The organism is Oceanicola sp. D3, from assembly GCF_006351965.1.
Taxonomy (GTDB): domain Bacteria; phylum Pseudomonadota; class Alphaproteobacteria; order Rhodobacterales; family Rhodobacteraceae; genus Vannielia.
Genome location: NZ_CP040932.1, coordinates 1402739 through 1416661, shown reverse-complemented (window position 1 = coordinate 1416661; position 13923 = coordinate 1402739). Strand labels below are relative to the sequence as shown.

Annotated in this window: 18 protein-coding genes; 7 read left to right on the top strand and 11 right to left on the bottom strand. The window is 65.2% G+C overall.

All coding sequences use genetic code 11. The features are described from left to right. Positions 1-66: 66 nt before the first annotated feature. A complete protein-coding gene (locus tag FHY55_RS07260; RefSeq protein ID WP_140013550.1) occupies positions 67-381 on the bottom strand; it encodes an arsenate reductase family protein in 315 nt (104 codons plus the stop codon). 203 nt (positions 382-584) lie between these two features. Here FHY55_RS07260 and FHY55_RS07255 point away from each other — a divergent pair, with 203 nt between their 5' ends. Next, complete coding sequence (locus FHY55_RS07255; RefSeq protein WP_140013549.1) at positions 585-791, top strand: cold-shock protein; 207 nt, start codon at positions 585-587, stop codon at positions 789-791. Positions 792-882: 91 nt separating this feature from the next. Here FHY55_RS07255 and FHY55_RS07250 read toward each other — a convergent pair whose 3' ends face one another. The 6 genes from FHY55_RS07250 to FHY55_RS07225 all read right to left on the bottom strand — a co-directional run bounded on the left by FHY55_RS07250 (position 883) and on the right by FHY55_RS07225 (position 5124). Then, complete coding sequence (locus tag FHY55_RS07250; protein ID WP_254695445.1) at positions 883-1182, bottom strand: hypothetical protein; 300 nt, start codon at positions 1180-1182, stop codon at positions 883-885. 111 nt (positions 1183-1293) lie between these two features. Continuing rightward, positions 1294-2364 carry a molybdenum ABC transporter ATP-binding protein gene (gene modC, locus FHY55_RS07245; RefSeq protein WP_140016035.1) on the bottom strand — a complete coding sequence of 357 codons (1071 nt, stop codon included), beginning with the start codon at positions 2362-2364 and terminating at the stop codon, positions 1294-1296. Further along, positions 2361-3053 (bottom strand): molybdate ABC transporter permease subunit, encoded by a 693-nt coding sequence (modB, locus tag FHY55_RS07240; protein WP_140013548.1) that lies wholly within the window; start codon positions 3051-3053, stop codon positions 2361-2363. Before modB ends, modC begins: the two co-directional genes overlap by 4 nt. Beyond that, positions 3050-3754, bottom strand: coding sequence for a molybdate ABC transporter substrate-binding protein (gene modA / locus FHY55_RS07235; protein WP_140013547.1), 705 nt, complete (start codon positions 3752-3754; stop codon positions 3050-3052). Before modA ends, modB begins: the two co-directional genes overlap by 4 nt. 60 nt (positions 3755-3814) lie before the next feature. Next, positions 3815-4291, bottom strand: coding sequence for a dihydrofolate reductase (locus FHY55_RS07230; RefSeq protein ID WP_140013546.1), 477 nt, complete (start codon positions 4289-4291; stop codon positions 3815-3817). Further along, positions 4291-5124 (bottom strand): thymidylate synthase, encoded by an 834-nt coding sequence (locus FHY55_RS07225; RefSeq protein WP_140013545.1) that lies wholly within the window; start codon positions 5122-5124, stop codon positions 4291-4293. Before FHY55_RS07225 ends, FHY55_RS07230 begins: the two co-directional genes overlap by 1 nt. Before the next feature lie 214 nt (positions 5125-5338). Here FHY55_RS07225 and FHY55_RS07220 point away from each other — a divergent pair, with 214 nt between their 5' ends. Genes FHY55_RS07220 through FHY55_RS07200 form a run of 5 tightly spaced genes read left to right on the top strand, consistent with a single transcriptional unit; the run spans position 5339 to position 9988 of the window. Then, entirely contained in the window at positions 5339-6316 is a 978-nt protein-coding gene (locus tag FHY55_RS07220; protein WP_140013544.1) for a hypothetical protein, read from the top strand. A 3-nt stretch (positions 6317-6319) separates the two neighbouring features. Then, positions 6320-7711 (top strand): surface lipoprotein assembly modifier, encoded by a 1392-nt coding sequence (locus FHY55_RS07215; RefSeq protein ID WP_140013543.1) that lies wholly within the window; start codon positions 6320-6322, stop codon positions 7709-7711. Next, positions 7711-8610 (top strand): DUF817 domain-containing protein, encoded by a 900-nt coding sequence (locus tag FHY55_RS07210; protein ID WP_254695444.1) that lies wholly within the window; start codon positions 7711-7713, stop codon positions 8608-8610. The genes FHY55_RS07215 and FHY55_RS07210 overlap by 1 nt, the downstream gene beginning before the upstream one ends. Continuing rightward, a complete protein-coding gene (locus tag FHY55_RS07205) occupies positions 8607-9203 on the top strand; it encodes a DUF1287 domain-containing protein (protein WP_140013542.1) in 597 nt (198 codons plus the stop codon). Before FHY55_RS07210 ends, FHY55_RS07205 begins: the two co-directional genes overlap by 4 nt. Next, positions 9200-9988: a DUF1194 domain-containing protein gene (locus FHY55_RS07200; protein ID WP_254695443.1), complete on the top strand. Its 789-nt coding sequence runs from the start codon at positions 9200-9202 to the stop codon at positions 9986-9988. Before FHY55_RS07205 ends, FHY55_RS07200 begins: the two co-directional genes overlap by 4 nt. 522 nt (positions 9989-10510) lie before the next feature. On the opposite strand, the gene FHY55_RS07190 is transcribed toward FHY55_RS07200, so the two are convergent. From FHY55_RS07190 to FHY55_RS07180, 3 genes are all read right to left on the bottom strand, one after another. Beyond that, a complete protein-coding gene (locus FHY55_RS07190) occupies positions 10511-11008 on the bottom strand; it encodes a MarR family winged helix-turn-helix transcriptional regulator (RefSeq protein WP_140013541.1) in 498 nt (165 codons plus the stop codon). A 125-nt stretch (positions 11009-11133) separates the two neighbouring features. Beyond that, a complete protein-coding gene (locus tag FHY55_RS07185; RefSeq protein ID WP_140013540.1) occupies positions 11134-11400 on the bottom strand; it encodes a succinate dehydrogenase assembly factor 2 in 267 nt (88 codons plus the stop codon). Beyond that, positions 11397-11804, bottom strand: coding sequence for a helix-turn-helix transcriptional regulator (locus FHY55_RS07180; RefSeq protein WP_140013539.1), 408 nt, complete (start codon positions 11802-11804; stop codon positions 11397-11399). Before FHY55_RS07180 ends, FHY55_RS07185 begins: the two co-directional genes overlap by 4 nt. A 96-nt stretch (positions 11805-11900) precedes the next feature. Here FHY55_RS07180 and FHY55_RS07175 point away from each other — a divergent pair, with 96 nt between their 5' ends. Continuing rightward, positions 11901-13103 carry a pyridoxal phosphate-dependent aminotransferase gene (locus FHY55_RS07175; RefSeq protein ID WP_140013538.1) on the top strand — a complete coding sequence of 401 codons (1203 nt, stop codon included), beginning with the start codon at positions 11901-11903 and terminating at the stop codon, positions 13101-13103. A 132-nt stretch (positions 13104-13235) separates the two neighbouring features. On the opposite strand, the gene FHY55_RS07170 is transcribed toward FHY55_RS07175, so the two are convergent. Continuing rightward, on the bottom strand, positions 13236-13847 hold the full coding sequence (locus FHY55_RS07170; RefSeq protein ID WP_140013537.1) for a hypothetical protein: 612 nt from the start codon (positions 13845-13847) through the stop codon (positions 13236-13238). Positions 13848-13923 lie beyond the last annotated feature (76 nt).

Below are 13923 nucleotides of genomic sequence, written 5' to 3'. Positions count from 1 at the left end.
TGTGCATGAGATGTTGCCGGTTAACTTTTTCGGGTTAACGCCCCTCAAGCCGGACCATACGGGCATTCACGCAAAGCCCAGTTCCGCCCGCACATCCGGCCCCCAACCGAGCCAAAGCTGCCCGTCTTTTTCCACCACGGGCCGCTTCATCAACGTCGGATGCGCGGCCAGCAGGGCCAGCGGCTCCTCCGCCCGTTCAGCCTCGCTCAGCTGCCGCCACGTGGTCGATTTCCGGTTCACCAAAGCGTCCCCGAAGGTCGCCCAAAACCGGCCCAGCTCCTCTGGCGTAAGCGGATTTTCGCGCACATCCTGCAGCGCCCCGCCACTCGTTTTCACTGCTTTTCGGCAAGTATCGCAGGTTTTTAGCCCATAAATTTTCATCGCATTCGCCCCTTTTTTCGCCAGTACTTGCGAGAATCCCCGCAAATTACCCGCTTTGTCTTGCGTTTTTTACATCACGCCACAATCCTCTGACCTACGGAGACTTCACGACCGATACTGCCTCTAAAGCGGACCGGAAGACTGAAGACCGGACTGCATACGGCCCGCAGGTTAAGGGCCGGACTATAAGAGGGAGATACGGAATGCCCACCGGCACCGTGAAATGGTTCAATACGACTAAGGGTTATGGGTTTATTGCGCCCGATGATGGCGGCAAGGATGTGTTCGTTCACATCTCGGCCGTAGAGCGCGCAGGCCTGACTGGCTTGGCCGACAATCAGAAGATCAGCTACGATATGATCCCCGGTCGGGATGGCCGCGAAAGCGCGGGCGACCTCAAGCTGCTCTAAGCGGTAGCTCAGGCCAAGCACCTGACACCCAATGAAAAAAGGCCGTCGGATCACTCCGCCGGCCCCTCTCCTTACACTTGGCTGGCTGGCCCTATTCGTCGGGCTCAACGCCCTTGCCGCCATGCCAGAGGTAGCCCGTCGACGCTTTGCGGCGCACAACCTTCTGGCGCCGCACTGGGGCAGGCGTGGCCTTCATCGAAGCGTAGCTCACTTTCTGGTTCGGCGTGCCACAGCAGATCACGCCGCTGATGGTAACGGGCTGTAGCCCGGTCGGGCAAAAGTTCTCACCCGGGTAGGCATAAATACGGGGCGCATCAGGCTTGCCCTGCGCCATCACAGCACCCGCCCCAAGGATCAAACCGGCGACAGCCAGCGAAACACGTCCAAACATCATACCTCCTTCGCCCACCTCCGATGGGAGCAGACCGCCAATTCTCAGCAGTCTGAAGGCGTTTCTGCCACATTTCAATTTCCAGAATGGAAACGGTGTGTTGATAAATCGTTAAGCCACGCTCTCCGGCGCGACCGAAACCGCCTTGAGCACGGCAAACACCTCGCGCCCCGGTGCCAGCCCCAACGCCTCAACCGAGCGGCGGGTAATTCGCGCCAACACCACCTGCCCGCCCGCATCCAGCCGCGCAATCGCGCCCGGCCCCTCGCCAAGCCGAACGTCACTCACTGTCGCGGGCCAGACGTTCAGCGCCGATATGCCCTGCGGCCTTTCGGTCGCCAGCATCACGTCCCCCGCTGCGATATGAACCCGCAAAACCGAGCCTTCCGAGTGGCTTACCGCCGGAAGATGCAGCTTCAGCCCGCCTGCTTCCAGCTCTGAAAGCCCGTCATCGTGGTGCCGGATCACCCGCGCCTCCACCACCGAGCCAGCGGCCCGCGGGCCAAGCGGCGTCACCCGCGGATCTCCCAGCACCTCTGCCGCCGGCCCTTGCCGAAGCACCCGCCCGCCATCGAGCGCCACCACCGTGGTGGCCAGCCGCGCCACCTCGGCGGGCGCGTGAGAGACATAGAGCACCGGAACGCCCATCTCGTCACGCAGCCGCTCGAAATAGGGCAAAATCTCCGCCTTCCGGGCCTCGTCCAGCGCGGCAAGCGGCTCATCGGCCAGCAGCATCCGTGGCCCCGCCATCAGCGCCCGCCCAATCGCCACCCGCTGCCGCTCGCCGCCCGAAAGCGCGCCGGGGCGACGCCCCAACAGCGGCCCGATCCCGAGCATCTCCACCACCCGCGCCTCCTGTGGCCCGGCCTTGGAAAACCAGCGCCCATAGCGCAGGTTTTGCGCCACGGTGAGATGCGGAAACAGCCGCGCATCCTGAAAAATGCAGCCCATCCGGCGCTTGTGCGCGGGCAGGTTCACGCCAAGGGCGCGATCAAACAGCACCTCGCCATCCACCGCAATCCGCCCCGCCGCAGGCCGCGCCAGGCCGGCCACCGCATTGATAATGCTCGTCTTCCCGGCCCCCGAGCGGCCATAGAGCACGGTGATCCCCGGCGGCGCGGCAAACTCCACATCCAGCGTGAAGCCTCCCTGCGCCACCTTGATCGCCACCTCCAGCGTCATCGCCCGGCCACCCGTGCCGCCACCCGGCGCGAGAGCCACTCGCTCAGCAGCAAGGCCCCCATCGCCACCACCAGCGACACCACCACCAGCCGCCAGGCCGAGGCCTCCGCGCCCGGCACCTGCATGAAGTTATGCACCGCCAGCGGCAAGGTCTGGGTTTCGCCGGGGATGTTGGAAACAAAGGTGATCGTCGCGCCAAACTCGCCCATCGCCTTGGCGAAGGCCAACACCCCGCCCGCGATGACCCCGGGCAGGATCAGCGGCAATGTCACCGTGACAAACACCCAAAACCGCGAGGCCCCCAGCGTTGCCGCCGCCTGCTCCAGCTTCGGGTCGACCGCCTCGACCGAAAGCCGTATCGCCCTGACAAGCAACGGAAATCCCATGATCCCAGCCGCCAGCGCCGCGCCTGTCCAGCGGAAGGCGAAGACCACGCCAACCTCGGCCAGCGCCCCGCCCAGCCAGCCCTTTGTGCCAAAGGTCACTAGCAGCAGGTATCCGGTCACGACCGGGGGCAACACCAGCGGCAAATGCACCAGCCCGTTCACGATCTCGCGGCCCGGAAAGCGCCAGCGCGCCAGCGCCACGGCCACGAAGATGCCCGGCGGCAGCGCAAAGAGCGTGGCCCAGAAGGCCACCTTGAGCGAAAGCGCAACCGCCGCCCACTCCTGCGGGCCAAGCCAGCTCACTCTGACACCAGCCCAAAGCCGTGGCGGGCAAAAATCTCTGCGGCTTCAGCACCTTGCAAAAATGCCATCACCGGCGCACCCGCCTCTGTCAGCGCCGCCACCGGGTAGCGGATCGGCGGGTGGCTGCCCTCCGGAAACGTGGCCACCACCGCCACCCCCGGCTCCGCCAGCGCGTCGGTTGCATAAACAAGGCCCAGCGGCGCTTCTCCCAGCGCCACCAGCGCCAGCGCCGCGCGCACGTTGTCGGCCTGCACCACGCGCGGCCCCACGCTCTCCCAAAGCGCCAAACTTTCCAGCGCCGCCTTGCCGTAGATCCCTGCGGGCACGGCCTCCACCAGCGCCATGGCCACCCGGTCATCGCCCTTCAACTGGTCGATCCCGACGCGCAGGTCATCCGCCCGCGACACCAACACCATGGAATTGCTCAGTAAATCGGCCCGCTCTAGCGCCACGCCCTGCGCCTCCAGCCAGTCCAGCCAGTCCGGGTTGGCCGAGATAAACACATCCGCAGGCGCCCCCGCCTCAATCTGCCGAGCCAGCGCCGAAGACCCCGCGTAAGAGATCCGCGCCTCCCCGCCCCAGGCGGCCACCACCTCGTCCATCGCGCCCTTCAGCGAGGCGGCGGCGAACACCGTCACAGGCTCGGCCCGCAGCGGCAGGCAGGCCAAGGCAACCAGAGCTGAAAGGAAAATTCGTTTCATGGCGCAAACCCTAGCGCCCCGCCGTAGGGTGGGCAATCTGCCCACCACCCCACCAAGGTGCTATCGCCGCAGCCACTCGCGCAGCACGCAGCGCGGACCTTCCTCGCGCAGCACGGTTTCGCCCGCCAGCCGCCAATCGGCCTCGTCAAAGGCCGGCATGAAGGCATCCGCCCCCTCCACCTCCAGCTCGACCTCGGTGATCAGCAGCCGGTCGGCATCTGCCATGAAGGCCTTGAAAATCCCTTCACCGCCAATGCCATAGACCCGCCGATAGCCTAGCTCCTGTGCGTAATTCACGGCCACATCAGGCCGGTGAAACGTATCGACACCCAGGTCGGTGCGCGACGAGACCACAAGGTTCAGCCTGTCCGGCAAGGGCCGCTTCGGCAGGCTCTCCCAGGTTTTGCGGCCCATGATCACCGCACCGCCCAGCGTTTCACGCTTGAAAAACCGCAGGTCTTCCGGCGCCCGCCACGGGATGTCTCCATCCTTGCCGATTGCCCCGTTCCGGTCGCGTGCAACGATCAGGCTCAGCATTACACGGCCACCGGCGCCTTGATCGCGGGCGCGGGATCATAGCCCTCGATCACGAAATCCTCGAAGCGGAAGTCAAACAGGCTCTCGACGTCCCGCGCCAACCGCAGCGTCGGCGCTTCGCGCGGCTCGCGTGAAAGCTGTTCGCGCACCTGATCCATGTGGTTGGAGTAAATATGCGCATCGCCAATCGAATGCACGAACTCCCCCGGCTCATACCCCGTCACATGCGCCAGCATCACCGCCAGCAGGCTGTAGCTGGCAATGTTGAACGGCACGCCAAGGAACATATCCGCCGAGCGCTGATAAAGCTGCAAATGCAGCTTTCCGCCCAGTACCCGCACCTGCCAGAGCGTGTGGCAGGGCGGCAGCGCCATCTCGTCCACCTCGCCAGGGTTCCAGGCGCTGACGATCAGGCGGCGCGAGTCCGGCGTGGCCTTGATCCGCTCCACCAGCGTTGCAATCTGATCGACCGAGCGCCGCTCATAAAGCCGCTGCCCGTTCGCCACCGCATCGGTCGGCACAAGCTGCGGAAAATCGCGCCACTGGCGGCCATAGACCGGGCCGAGATCGCCGTTTTCATCGGCCCACTCGTCCCAAATGCGCACCCCGTTTTCCTTCAGATACCGGATGTTGGTATCGCCGGAGAGAAACCACAGAAGCTCATGGATGATCGACTTCAGATGCAGCTTCTTCGTCGTAACCAGCGGAAACGAGCGGCTCAAATCATAGCGCGCCTGCAACCCAAAGGCGCTGACGGTGCCCGTGCCGGTGCGGTCGCTCGATTGCTCGCCGCGCTCCAGCACCTCTCTCAAGGCATCAAGATACTGCTTCACCGATTCCCCCAGTTTGCTGCGCCCCTGCTCTACCACATCTCGCGGCCCGGCGAAAAGCGCCCCCCGGATGTGGTAAAAGCGCTCTAAGGGCGATAGTTCGGCAACGGTTGCGCCTTTCGCGGGCAGGTGACCTCACAAATCGTTGACTTCTTGGCCCAGCGCAGGAAACCTAGCCGCCAAATAAGAGCAGATACAAAAAACGGACGAGTCCACCATGCGCTCCAGCATTACCGCGATCACACTCCTTACCTCCCTTGCGGCCTGCTCGGGGGGCGACCTCAACCCGGTGACCAGCGGGCCTTCCGCTGGCGAAGAGACCGGATCCGACAGCGGCAGCCCGGCAAATGACAGTGCAGTCACCACCGGCACCACCACCCGCCGCCTTCAGGGCGATGTCACGGGCATAACGCTGAACGCCGACAATACGCTCACCATCGACAACCTGCCTTTCGACGGCCCGGAAGGCACTGTTGACGAGCGCTACACCTACATGGGGCTCGCTGCTGTGGAAGCCACCGGCAACCCCTTCCAGCAGTATGAAAGCGGCGACGAGACGGCTGAGACCAACCGGCGCAAGTACTTTGCAGTTTACGGCGCTGGCACCTACACCACAGCCTCCGCTGTCGCCACCGGCGATTACAACCGCTTCGGCTGGGGCGGTGCGCAGTATACACGCAACGGCGTGTCGGCCCCCGACATCGCACGAGATGGCGAAGCTGTCTACGAGGGCAACTATGCAGGCGTCCGGGTCTCCACCTACGGCACCGGCTCCGGCGACGTAACCTTCACCACCGCCACCGCCACGATCGAGGTCGACTTCCTGGACTTCGAAACCACCGGCGCGATCGAAGGCACCATCGGCGTGCGCAACGTTTACGACACTGCCGGAAACTTCCTTGGCACGCTGCCCTCCATCGCGCTGGCCACCGCCTCTGCCGATGATCAGGGCTTCATCTTCGACGGTTCTGCAACATCTCTAGACCGGACCGGCACCAACGCCGGCGACACGTTTGAAACCGGTTCGTGGGAAGGTGCCTTCGCCGGCCCCAACTCCGAAGAGATCGTTGGCCTGATTGTCATCACCGGACCGGCCTCCGAAACGGGCGTCGACGCGGGCGGCAACCCGGACCCGGACGTGGTCGATACCTTCGACGCGCAGGAAACCGGCGTCTTCATCGCAACGGATCCGTAAGCCATGCGCCCGGCCCGTGGCTTCGGGCTTATGCTGGGGCGCAGCTTGCTTGCGCTCCTGCTGCTGACGGCCCCTGCCCTCGCGCAATCGCGCACCGTAACACCGGAAGAAACCCGCAAGATCGCCGCCCAAGCGGTGCTTTCGGGGCAACCTGCCTACGGGCTCGATCTCGCCCGCGCCCTCCTCGCGCTCGACCCCGGCGATGTGGCCGCCGCCACCACCGCCAGCCGCGCCGCACGCGCGCTGGGGCGTTACGACGAAGCGCAATCCTATGCCCGCCAGGCCTGGAAATCCGCCTCGGGTGACAAGGAGCGCTACCACGCCTCCATCGCCATGGCGCAAGCCCTCGCCTCGGATGAAAAGCGCACCCGTGCCCAGTTCTGGCTGCGCCGGGCTGCCGAGTTCGCCCCAAGCGACGCCGCCCGCACCGGCGCACAGCGCGACTTTGCCTATGTGCGCGGGCGCAACCCTTGGCGCAGCTCCGTCACCCTCTCGCTGACGCCCTCTTCCAACATCAACAACGGCGCCGCCTCGGACCGGATCGAGATTGGCGGCCTCAGCTTTGCCCTCTCCGGCGATGCGCAGGCGCTCTCGGGCACCGAGCTGGCCCTCGGGCTTTCCACCGAATACCGCATCCGCTCAGGCCGCCGCACCATCCTGCGCTTTGGCGGCAGCGTGGAGGCCAAGCGCTACTGGCTGTCTGGCGAGGCACAGGATCAGGCACCGCAGGCCGACGCAAGCGATTATGCCTATACCTCCGCCGAGCTGTCCTTCGGCATCACCCGCGCGCCCAAACCCCGCCCGCGCGACGCGAAGGGCCCCGGCTTTGGCCTCTTCGACGCAGAGCTTGCCATCGGCAAAAGCTGGTATGGCGGCGAAGAGCTGCTCACCTACACCCGTGCCCGCCTTGGCCAAACCTTCCGCCTTGCGCCCAAAACCTCGGGCTGGGCGGCGGCGCTCGGGGAGTGGCAGGACCGGATCGACAACCCCGCCCGCTCGCTCTCTTCCAGCGAGCTCCAACTCGGCGTGTCGCATCGGTTCGACGCGGGCCGCTTTACCGTTATCGCCTCCACCAAGGAGGTGAACTCCGACAGCGCCCTCGTGGCCCATTCGGCCCGCAAGATCTCGGCCGCATTCCAACTGGCAGAGCCGGTCTTCACCGCCGAAACCACATTGTCTGCCGCCTTCGAACACCGGGACTATGAGGGCGCGCTCTTCGGCACCGAACGCGAAGATGACCGGCTCAAACTCGGGGTGAACTTCTTCTTCGCAGAGGCCGATTACTACGGCTTTGCCCCCGAGGTTGGCGTGAGCTGGGAGAAGAACGACAGCACCGTAGACCTTTACGCCACCGAAACCTTCGGCATCACCTTCGGGCTCAAATCCACCTTCTGATGGACCCCCGCATCCACATAGACGGAGGCACGCGCCGGCTTGAGCGCGGCATGGGCGACTGGGCCCGCCGCCGCCTGCCGGGTTGGCTGGCCGAGCTGGTCATGTTCACCCTCAAACAGGGCTGGGCCGCGCTTTTCGGCGGGCTGCTGCTGGTGGCGATCCTTGCCACAAAGGCCATCTGGCAGCCGGGCTGGCCAGTCGCCCGCTATGATTTTCTCGTGGTCTTCGCGCTCGCCACGCAGGTGCTCTTCCTCTGGGCGCGGCTGGAAACATGGGAGGAAGCCAAGGTCATCGCGCTCTTCCACCTCACCGGCACGGCAATGGAATTCTTCAAGGTGCAGGCGGGCAGCTGGTCTTACCCGGAGGCGGGCATGCTCAAGATCATGGGCGTGCCGATGTTCTCGGGCTTCATGTATGCCTCCATCGGCAGCTACATCGCCCGGGTCGCGCGGATCTTCGAAATGCGCTTCGCCCCCTACCCGCCGTTCTGGATGACGGTGGTGCTGGCGGTGGCGATCTACGTCAACTTCTTCGCCCATCACTTCCTGCCCGACATCCGCCTCGCGCTCTTTGCGGCCACCGTGCTGCTCTTCGCCCGCACCCGTGTCTGGTTCTACGTCGGCACCCGCCCGCTCTGGATGCCACTGCCGCTCACGGCCTTTTTGGTGGCGCTGATGGTCTGGGTGGCCGAGAATATCGGCACGGTAACCGGCACATGGGCCTACCCGGGGCAGCATTGGACGGAGATGGTGAGCTTTTCAAAGATGGGGTCGTGGTATCTGCTGCTCTTCGTGGCCTTCGTCACGGTCACCCTCGTGATGCGCGATTTCCTCTACCGCACGCCCCAACGCCCGCCGCGCCGCCCCCTGCCCCATGCCGAGGAGGAGGCCGCCACATGAGGCTCTTCGCGCTGCTCATCGCCCTCGCCGGCCCTGTCGGCGCCGATCCGGGCAGCGATCTGGCCACGGCGGCGGAGGAGCAGGTTGGCGTGACGGTGATCTACGATCCGGCCTATGTCGGGCTGGCGTTTCCCGGCGGCGACCTGCCGCGTTCGCGCGGGGTCTGCACCGATGTGGTGATCCGCGCCATGCGTGACGCCTGGGGCATCGACCTTCAGGCCGTGGTCAACGTCGATATGAAGGCGAATTTTGCCGCCTACCCGACGATCTGGGGCCTCAAAACCACCGATCGCAACATCGACCACCGCCGCGTACCCAATCTCGAAACCCTCTTTACCCGCGCCGGGGCTGCCCTGCCACTCACCTCCGACCCCGCGGGTTTTCGGCCCGGCGACATCGTCAGCTTTCGCCTCACCGGCTCAAACCTGCCGCACATCGGCATCATCGCAGCTGACCGCGCCACCGATGGCACCCCGCTTGTCACCCATAACATCGGCTGGGGCACGCGGACCGAGAACATGCTGTTCGATCACCCGATGACCGGCCATTTCCGCCTTGCCGAGCCCGCCCGCGCCTGGCTCGCTGCACGATGAGCCTGCGCCGCCCGTTCATTTTCTTGCGGCAAGTACTCCGGGGTGTGCGAGGGGCTGGCCCCTCGCTCGCCACCTGCGCCATGCTCGCCCTGCCCGCTGCGGCGCAAGACAGCTGCCGCCAGGCTCTCGCCCTCGGCCTCGATGTGTCCGGCTCCGTCGATCTTGAAGAATACCGTCTCCAGCTCGATGGCCTCGCTGAAGCGCTCTCTGACCCCGAGGTTGCCACCGCCCTGCTCACCGGCACCGATCGACCGGTGCTGCTGGCGGTGTACGAATGGTCCGACGAGAGCTTTCAGCGGCTGCTGATCGACTGGATCGCCATCACCACGCCCGACAGGCTTTCGGGTGTGGCCCAGCGCCTGCGCGAAACCCCGCGCCAGCCTGCGCCGCACACCACCGCCATTGGCGCGGCCATGCTGTTCGGCGCCGCCCTGCTCGCCCGGGCCCCCGCCTGCCCCAAGCGCACCATCGACCTCTCCGGCGATGGCAAAAACAACTCCGGCCCGCGCCCGCAAGACGTGCGCGACACACCGCCCCTTGCGGGGATCGTGGTGAACGGGCTGACAATCGGCCAACCCCCGCTCGATCACGCAACCCCCTCGCTGGGCGAGCTCTCGGCCTATTACAGGGCGCAGGTGATCCACGGGCCGGGTGCCTTTGTGATGACGGCGGAGGGGTTTGATTCCTATGCCGAGGCCATGGCCCGCAAGCTGCTCAAGGAGCTCGAAGGCGCCCCGATGGCCGCCCTCCCCGCAACCGGCCCCCGCCTCACCGCCACCCCCTGAGCCCGCAACCTCGCACAGCTCGCCTGCCAGTGGTCGTAGCACGCCTGCCTGTGGCTGCAACACGCCTGCCTATGGCTGCAGCACGCCTGCCAGCGGCCGCAGCTCGCCTGCGAGTCGCCGCAACACGCCTGCTCTCGCTTCAAGGAAGGCGACGACACGCCTCTCTTGTCGGATTTCCGCTGCACCGGCACCCTCGCCAAACGGCCGTTTCCCAGTCGCTCCCACAGGATTGCGACTGCATCTTCAACCTCACCGTATGGTGCCTCTGTGCGTGGCTTCGCGGGATGGCCGCTGCACCTCCGCAGGTGGCGGAAGCCAAGGCACCGGCGCACTTGCTGAATGCTGCGCGCCTGCTGGGTGCTGCGCGCCCGACCCGTTGCCAAGGCCGCTGCGCGGGCCGCTTTCGGTGGCCTCGCTTCGCTCGGCAAGCACCCGGCCAAGACCGTTCCTTACGAAACCCGCCCACAGTTGCCCGCGATGAGCCCACGCCGCGCAAACGCGTGCACGCCTAGAACGTCCCGCCTAGTAAATATAGCGGATCTGGTCGCCCCAATAGCGTTCCATCCGGCGGAGCGCGGCGGTGATCACCTCCAGCCCGTCCATGTCGATGGCCCCGCTGGTCTGCAAGCCCTCGGCATGGCGCTCGAAGAGCTCGGCCACCAGATCGCGAATATGGCGGCCCCGCTCGGTCAGACGCACCCGCACCGAGCGTCGGTCAATCTCGCAGCGCTGATGGTGCATGAAGCCCAGTTCCACCAGCTTCTTGAGATTGTAGCTGACGTTGGAGCCCTGATAGTAGCCGCGCGTCTTCAATTCGCCGGCTGTCACCTCATGGTCGCCCACGTTGAACAACAGCAGCGCCTGCACCGCGTTGATCTCCAGCACGCCGACACGCTCGAACTCGTCCTTGATGACATCGAGAAGAAGCCGATGGAGCCGCTCCACCAGTGCCAGCGTTTCGAGGTAGCCGCCCATGAAGCCCTGCCTCAGGCTGGGGGCGACGGGGGAATGGATGCTCATGGCATTCTCCGCCAGTTCTTGTCTGGCATTCCCTTACCGTGCGAAACCCTTAGAACTCGTTAAGTCCTGACAATTTTTCCGCAGATCATCGGCGCTTGCACCACGATCTTCGCGCAATCTGCCCCTTACGCCTCGCGCAGCTGCGCATCCGGCGCCACCCGGCGCAGCATTGGCAGGTGGTGCCCCGGTGCCGGCTCCAGCCCGGTGACCCAGCGCAGCAAGTCCTGATCGGCCTCATCCATCAGCGCCTCGAAGGCATCCAGTTCCGCCTCCGAAAGCCCGGCCATCTGGCTGTCGGCAAAGCCGCCCAACAGCAGGTCCATCTCCTTGATCCCCCGCCGCCATGCGCGGATCTTCAGGCGCTTCAGCCTGATCTCGCGGGTCTCGCTCACGCCGTGGCCCCCAAAGCTGCCTCCAACCGCGTCTCCAGCCGCTCCAGCCGCTGCGCCTGAAGCGACATCTCGCCACGCACCGCGCGGATTTCTGCCAGCAGGCCCGCCAGCTCGGCCGGCGCGGTGGCGGGCACAACGCCCTCGGGCAGCGGCGCATCAACCCCCGGGCCCTCGCCCGAAAGGAGCCAACGCATCGAAACGCCCAGCATCCCGGCCAGCATCTGCAGCTTGTTGGCCCGCGGCTCGCTGGCATCACCCTCCCAGTGCTTCACCGTCTTCACCTTCACACCCAGCCGCTCGGCCAGTTGCTTCTGGCTCCAGCCCAGCGCCTCCCGCGCCCCGGCCACCCGGTCGCCAAAAGTTGCCGTCTCTGCGTCAAACCAGCTGCCGCTTTCGCTTTCCATCTCGTGCCTTCTCCTCTTGCCACCGTTTTGGCGCTTGAACGCCCATCCGCCCGGGCCTACTACTCGGCCCCGTCCGCACTCAGACCGGAGCACCAAATGGCCTTCCTCTCCGACACGCTCACACGCGTGAAGCCCTCGCCCACAATCGCCGTCTCCAACCTCGCCGCCGAGCTCAAGGCCGCCGGCAAGGATGTGATCGGCCTCGGCGCCGGCGAACCCGACTTCGACACGCCTGACAACATCAAGCAGGCGGGTATCCGGGCTATAACAGAGGGCAAGACCAAATATACAGCCGTAGACGGCATTCCAGAGCTGAAAGCGGCAATCTGCGCCAAGCTGAAGCGCGACAACGGGCTGAGCTACGAGCCTGCCCAGGTCTCCGTTGGCACCGGCGGCAAGCAGATTCTCTACAACGCCCTGATGGCCACGCTGAACCCCGGCGACGAGGTGGTGATTCCCGCGCCCTACTGGGTGTCCTACCCCGATATGACCCTGCTTGCAGGCGGCGAGCCGGTGATTGCCGAGGCCGGGGCCGAGACAAACTACAAGCTCACCCCCGAGCAGCTTGAAGCGGCGATCACGCCCAAAACCAAGTGGCTGATCTTCAACTCTCCCTCCAACCCCACCGGCGCGGGCTACACGTGGGACGAGCTGAAGGCGCTGACCGACGTGCTGCTGAAGCACCCCCACGTCTGGGTGATGACCGACGACATGTACGAACACCTCGTCTATGACGACTTCGAGTTCTGCACCCCGGCGCAGGTCGAGCCGCAGCTCTACGAGCGCACCCTCACGGTGAACGGCGTGTCGAAGGCCTATGCGATGACCGGCTGGCGCATCGGCTATGCCGCGGGCCCCAAAGAGCTGATCGCCGCAATGCGCAAGATCCAGAGCCAGAGCACCTCCAACCCCTGCTCGGTGTCCCAATGGGCCGCCGTCGAGGCGCTGAATGGCAGCCAGGATTTCATCGCCCCGAACAACGAAACCTTCAAGCGCCGCCGCGACCTTGTGGTGGAGATGCTGAACGCGGCGGAGGGCATCACCTGCGCCACCCCCGAGGGCGCCTTCTACGTCTACCCAGACGTGTCGGGCTGTATCGGCAAAACCTCCGAAGGCGGCAAGCTGATCTCGAACGACGAGGAGTTCTGCACCGCCCTGCTGGAAGAAAAAGGCGTCGCCGCCGTCTTCGGCGCCGCCTTCGGCCTCTCGCCCAACTTCCGCGTCAGCTATGCAACTTCGGACGAGAACCTGAAAGAAGCCTGCACCCGCATCCAGGCCTTCTGCGCCGGGCTGAAATAACCGCCCCCGCACCCTGACCGATGAAAGGCCCGGCCCCACCGCCGGGCCTTTTTCTTTACCGAGCCTCCACCGAAGCCTGCCCGGACCCGTCGATCTGTCTGAGCCTCGCTGTCGACACGACATGCCGCCCCCTTATCTCATCATCAGGCGTCGCAAGGAGATCTGCCGCCGCTCAGTTTCCACGACCCGGACGTCTCCAGCCGCAATCGCGGCATGAGCATTCCGAAACCCGCAGTCGAACACATGGGTATATCCGTAGAACTCGAAGGTCTTGCGGCTGAGATCGGTCAACTCGCCAGTGATGAACTCACCGCGCGCTCCCATAAGGTAGGGGTCTGGGAAACTCGGGAAAACCCCGGTAAGCGTCACGGAGGTGCCGGGTTTGACCTCGAGGCGCCGCGCATCGTATCCATCGAGTTTCACCCCACCAATGGTGACATGAGTATGGTTCTCGATGCTGTCGCCCCAGCCCTGATCCAACAGCTCGTTTTCGGTTCCTGCTTCCGAGACCACCCAGGCAATCGCATCCCCCGCGCTGCCGGAAACGCAAAACCGGGCCGGGGTGCCGTTGTTGAGCGTCGCCGACAACGCCTCGCCCGAAGGCAAACCCGCCGGCCCGGATAGAAGCGCGAGCGTGGCCCCGTTCAGTGGTTCTTCCCCCGCAGGCTCGCCTTGAAGATCGGCGCAACCAGAGGCCCAAACCAAGGCAAGGAGTCCGAGAACGGGCCTGTTCAATGCTTTCATCTCGCACCTTTCGTGCTGCTCTTAGGGTGCGCAGCAACTACGCTCCCTGCCTCCATAGCCCGCCTCACAACCGTCC

Excerpts from the sequence above, each read along its gene's own strand:
- FHY55_RS07255 (WP_140013549.1), top strand. The coding sequence starts at position 585 with ATGCCCACCGGCACCGTGAAATGGTTCAATACGACTAAGGGTTATGGG.
- FHY55_RS07190 (WP_140013541.1), bottom strand. The coding sequence starts at position 11,008 with ATGAGCATCCATTCCCCCGTCGCCCCCAGCCTGAGGCAGGGCTTCATG.
- FHY55_RS07215 (WP_140013543.1), top strand. The coding sequence starts at position 6,320 with ATGCGCCCGGCCCGTGGCTTCGGGCTTATGCTGGGGCGCAGCTTGCTT.
- modA (WP_140013547.1), bottom strand. The coding sequence starts at position 3,754 with ATGAAACGAATTTTCCTTTCAGCTCTGGTTGCCTTGGCCTGCCTGCCG.
- FHY55_RS07170 (WP_140013537.1), bottom strand. The coding sequence starts at position 13,847 with ATGAAAGCATTGAACAGGCCCGTTCTCGGACTCCTTGCCTTGGTTTGG.
- FHY55_RS07250 (WP_254695445.1), bottom strand. The coding sequence starts at position 1,182 with ATGTTTGGACGTGTTTCGCTGGCTGTCGCCGGTTTGATCCTTGGGGCG.
- FHY55_RS07175 (WP_140013538.1), top strand. The coding sequence starts at position 11,901 with ATGGCCTTCCTCTCCGACACGCTCACACGCGTGAAGCCCTCGCCCACA.
- FHY55_RS07230 (WP_140013546.1), bottom strand. The coding sequence starts at position 4,291 with ATGCTGAGCCTGATCGTTGCACGCGACCGGAACGGGGCAATCGGCAAG.
- FHY55_RS07220 (WP_140013544.1), top strand. The coding sequence starts at position 5,339 with ATGCGCTCCAGCATTACCGCGATCACACTCCTTACCTCCCTTGCGGCC.
- modC (WP_140016035.1), bottom strand. The coding sequence starts at position 2,364 with ATGACGCTGGAGGTGGCGATCAAGGTGGCGCAGGGAGGCTTCACGCTG.
- FHY55_RS07260 (WP_140013550.1), bottom strand. The coding sequence starts at position 381 with ATGAAAATTTATGGGCTAAAAACCTGCGATACTTGCCGAAAAGCAGTG.
- FHY55_RS07210 (WP_254695444.1), top strand. The coding sequence starts at position 7,711 with ATGGACCCCCGCATCCACATAGACGGAGGCACGCGCCGGCTTGAGCGC.
- FHY55_RS07180 (WP_140013539.1), bottom strand. The coding sequence starts at position 11,804 with ATGGAAAGCGAAAGCGGCAGCTGGTTTGACGCAGAGACGGCAACTTTT.
- FHY55_RS07200 (WP_254695443.1), top strand. The coding sequence starts at position 9,200 with ATGAGCCTGCGCCGCCCGTTCATTTTCTTGCGGCAAGTACTCCGGGGT.
- FHY55_RS07205 (WP_140013542.1), top strand. The coding sequence starts at position 8,607 with ATGAGGCTCTTCGCGCTGCTCATCGCCCTCGCCGGCCCTGTCGGCGCC.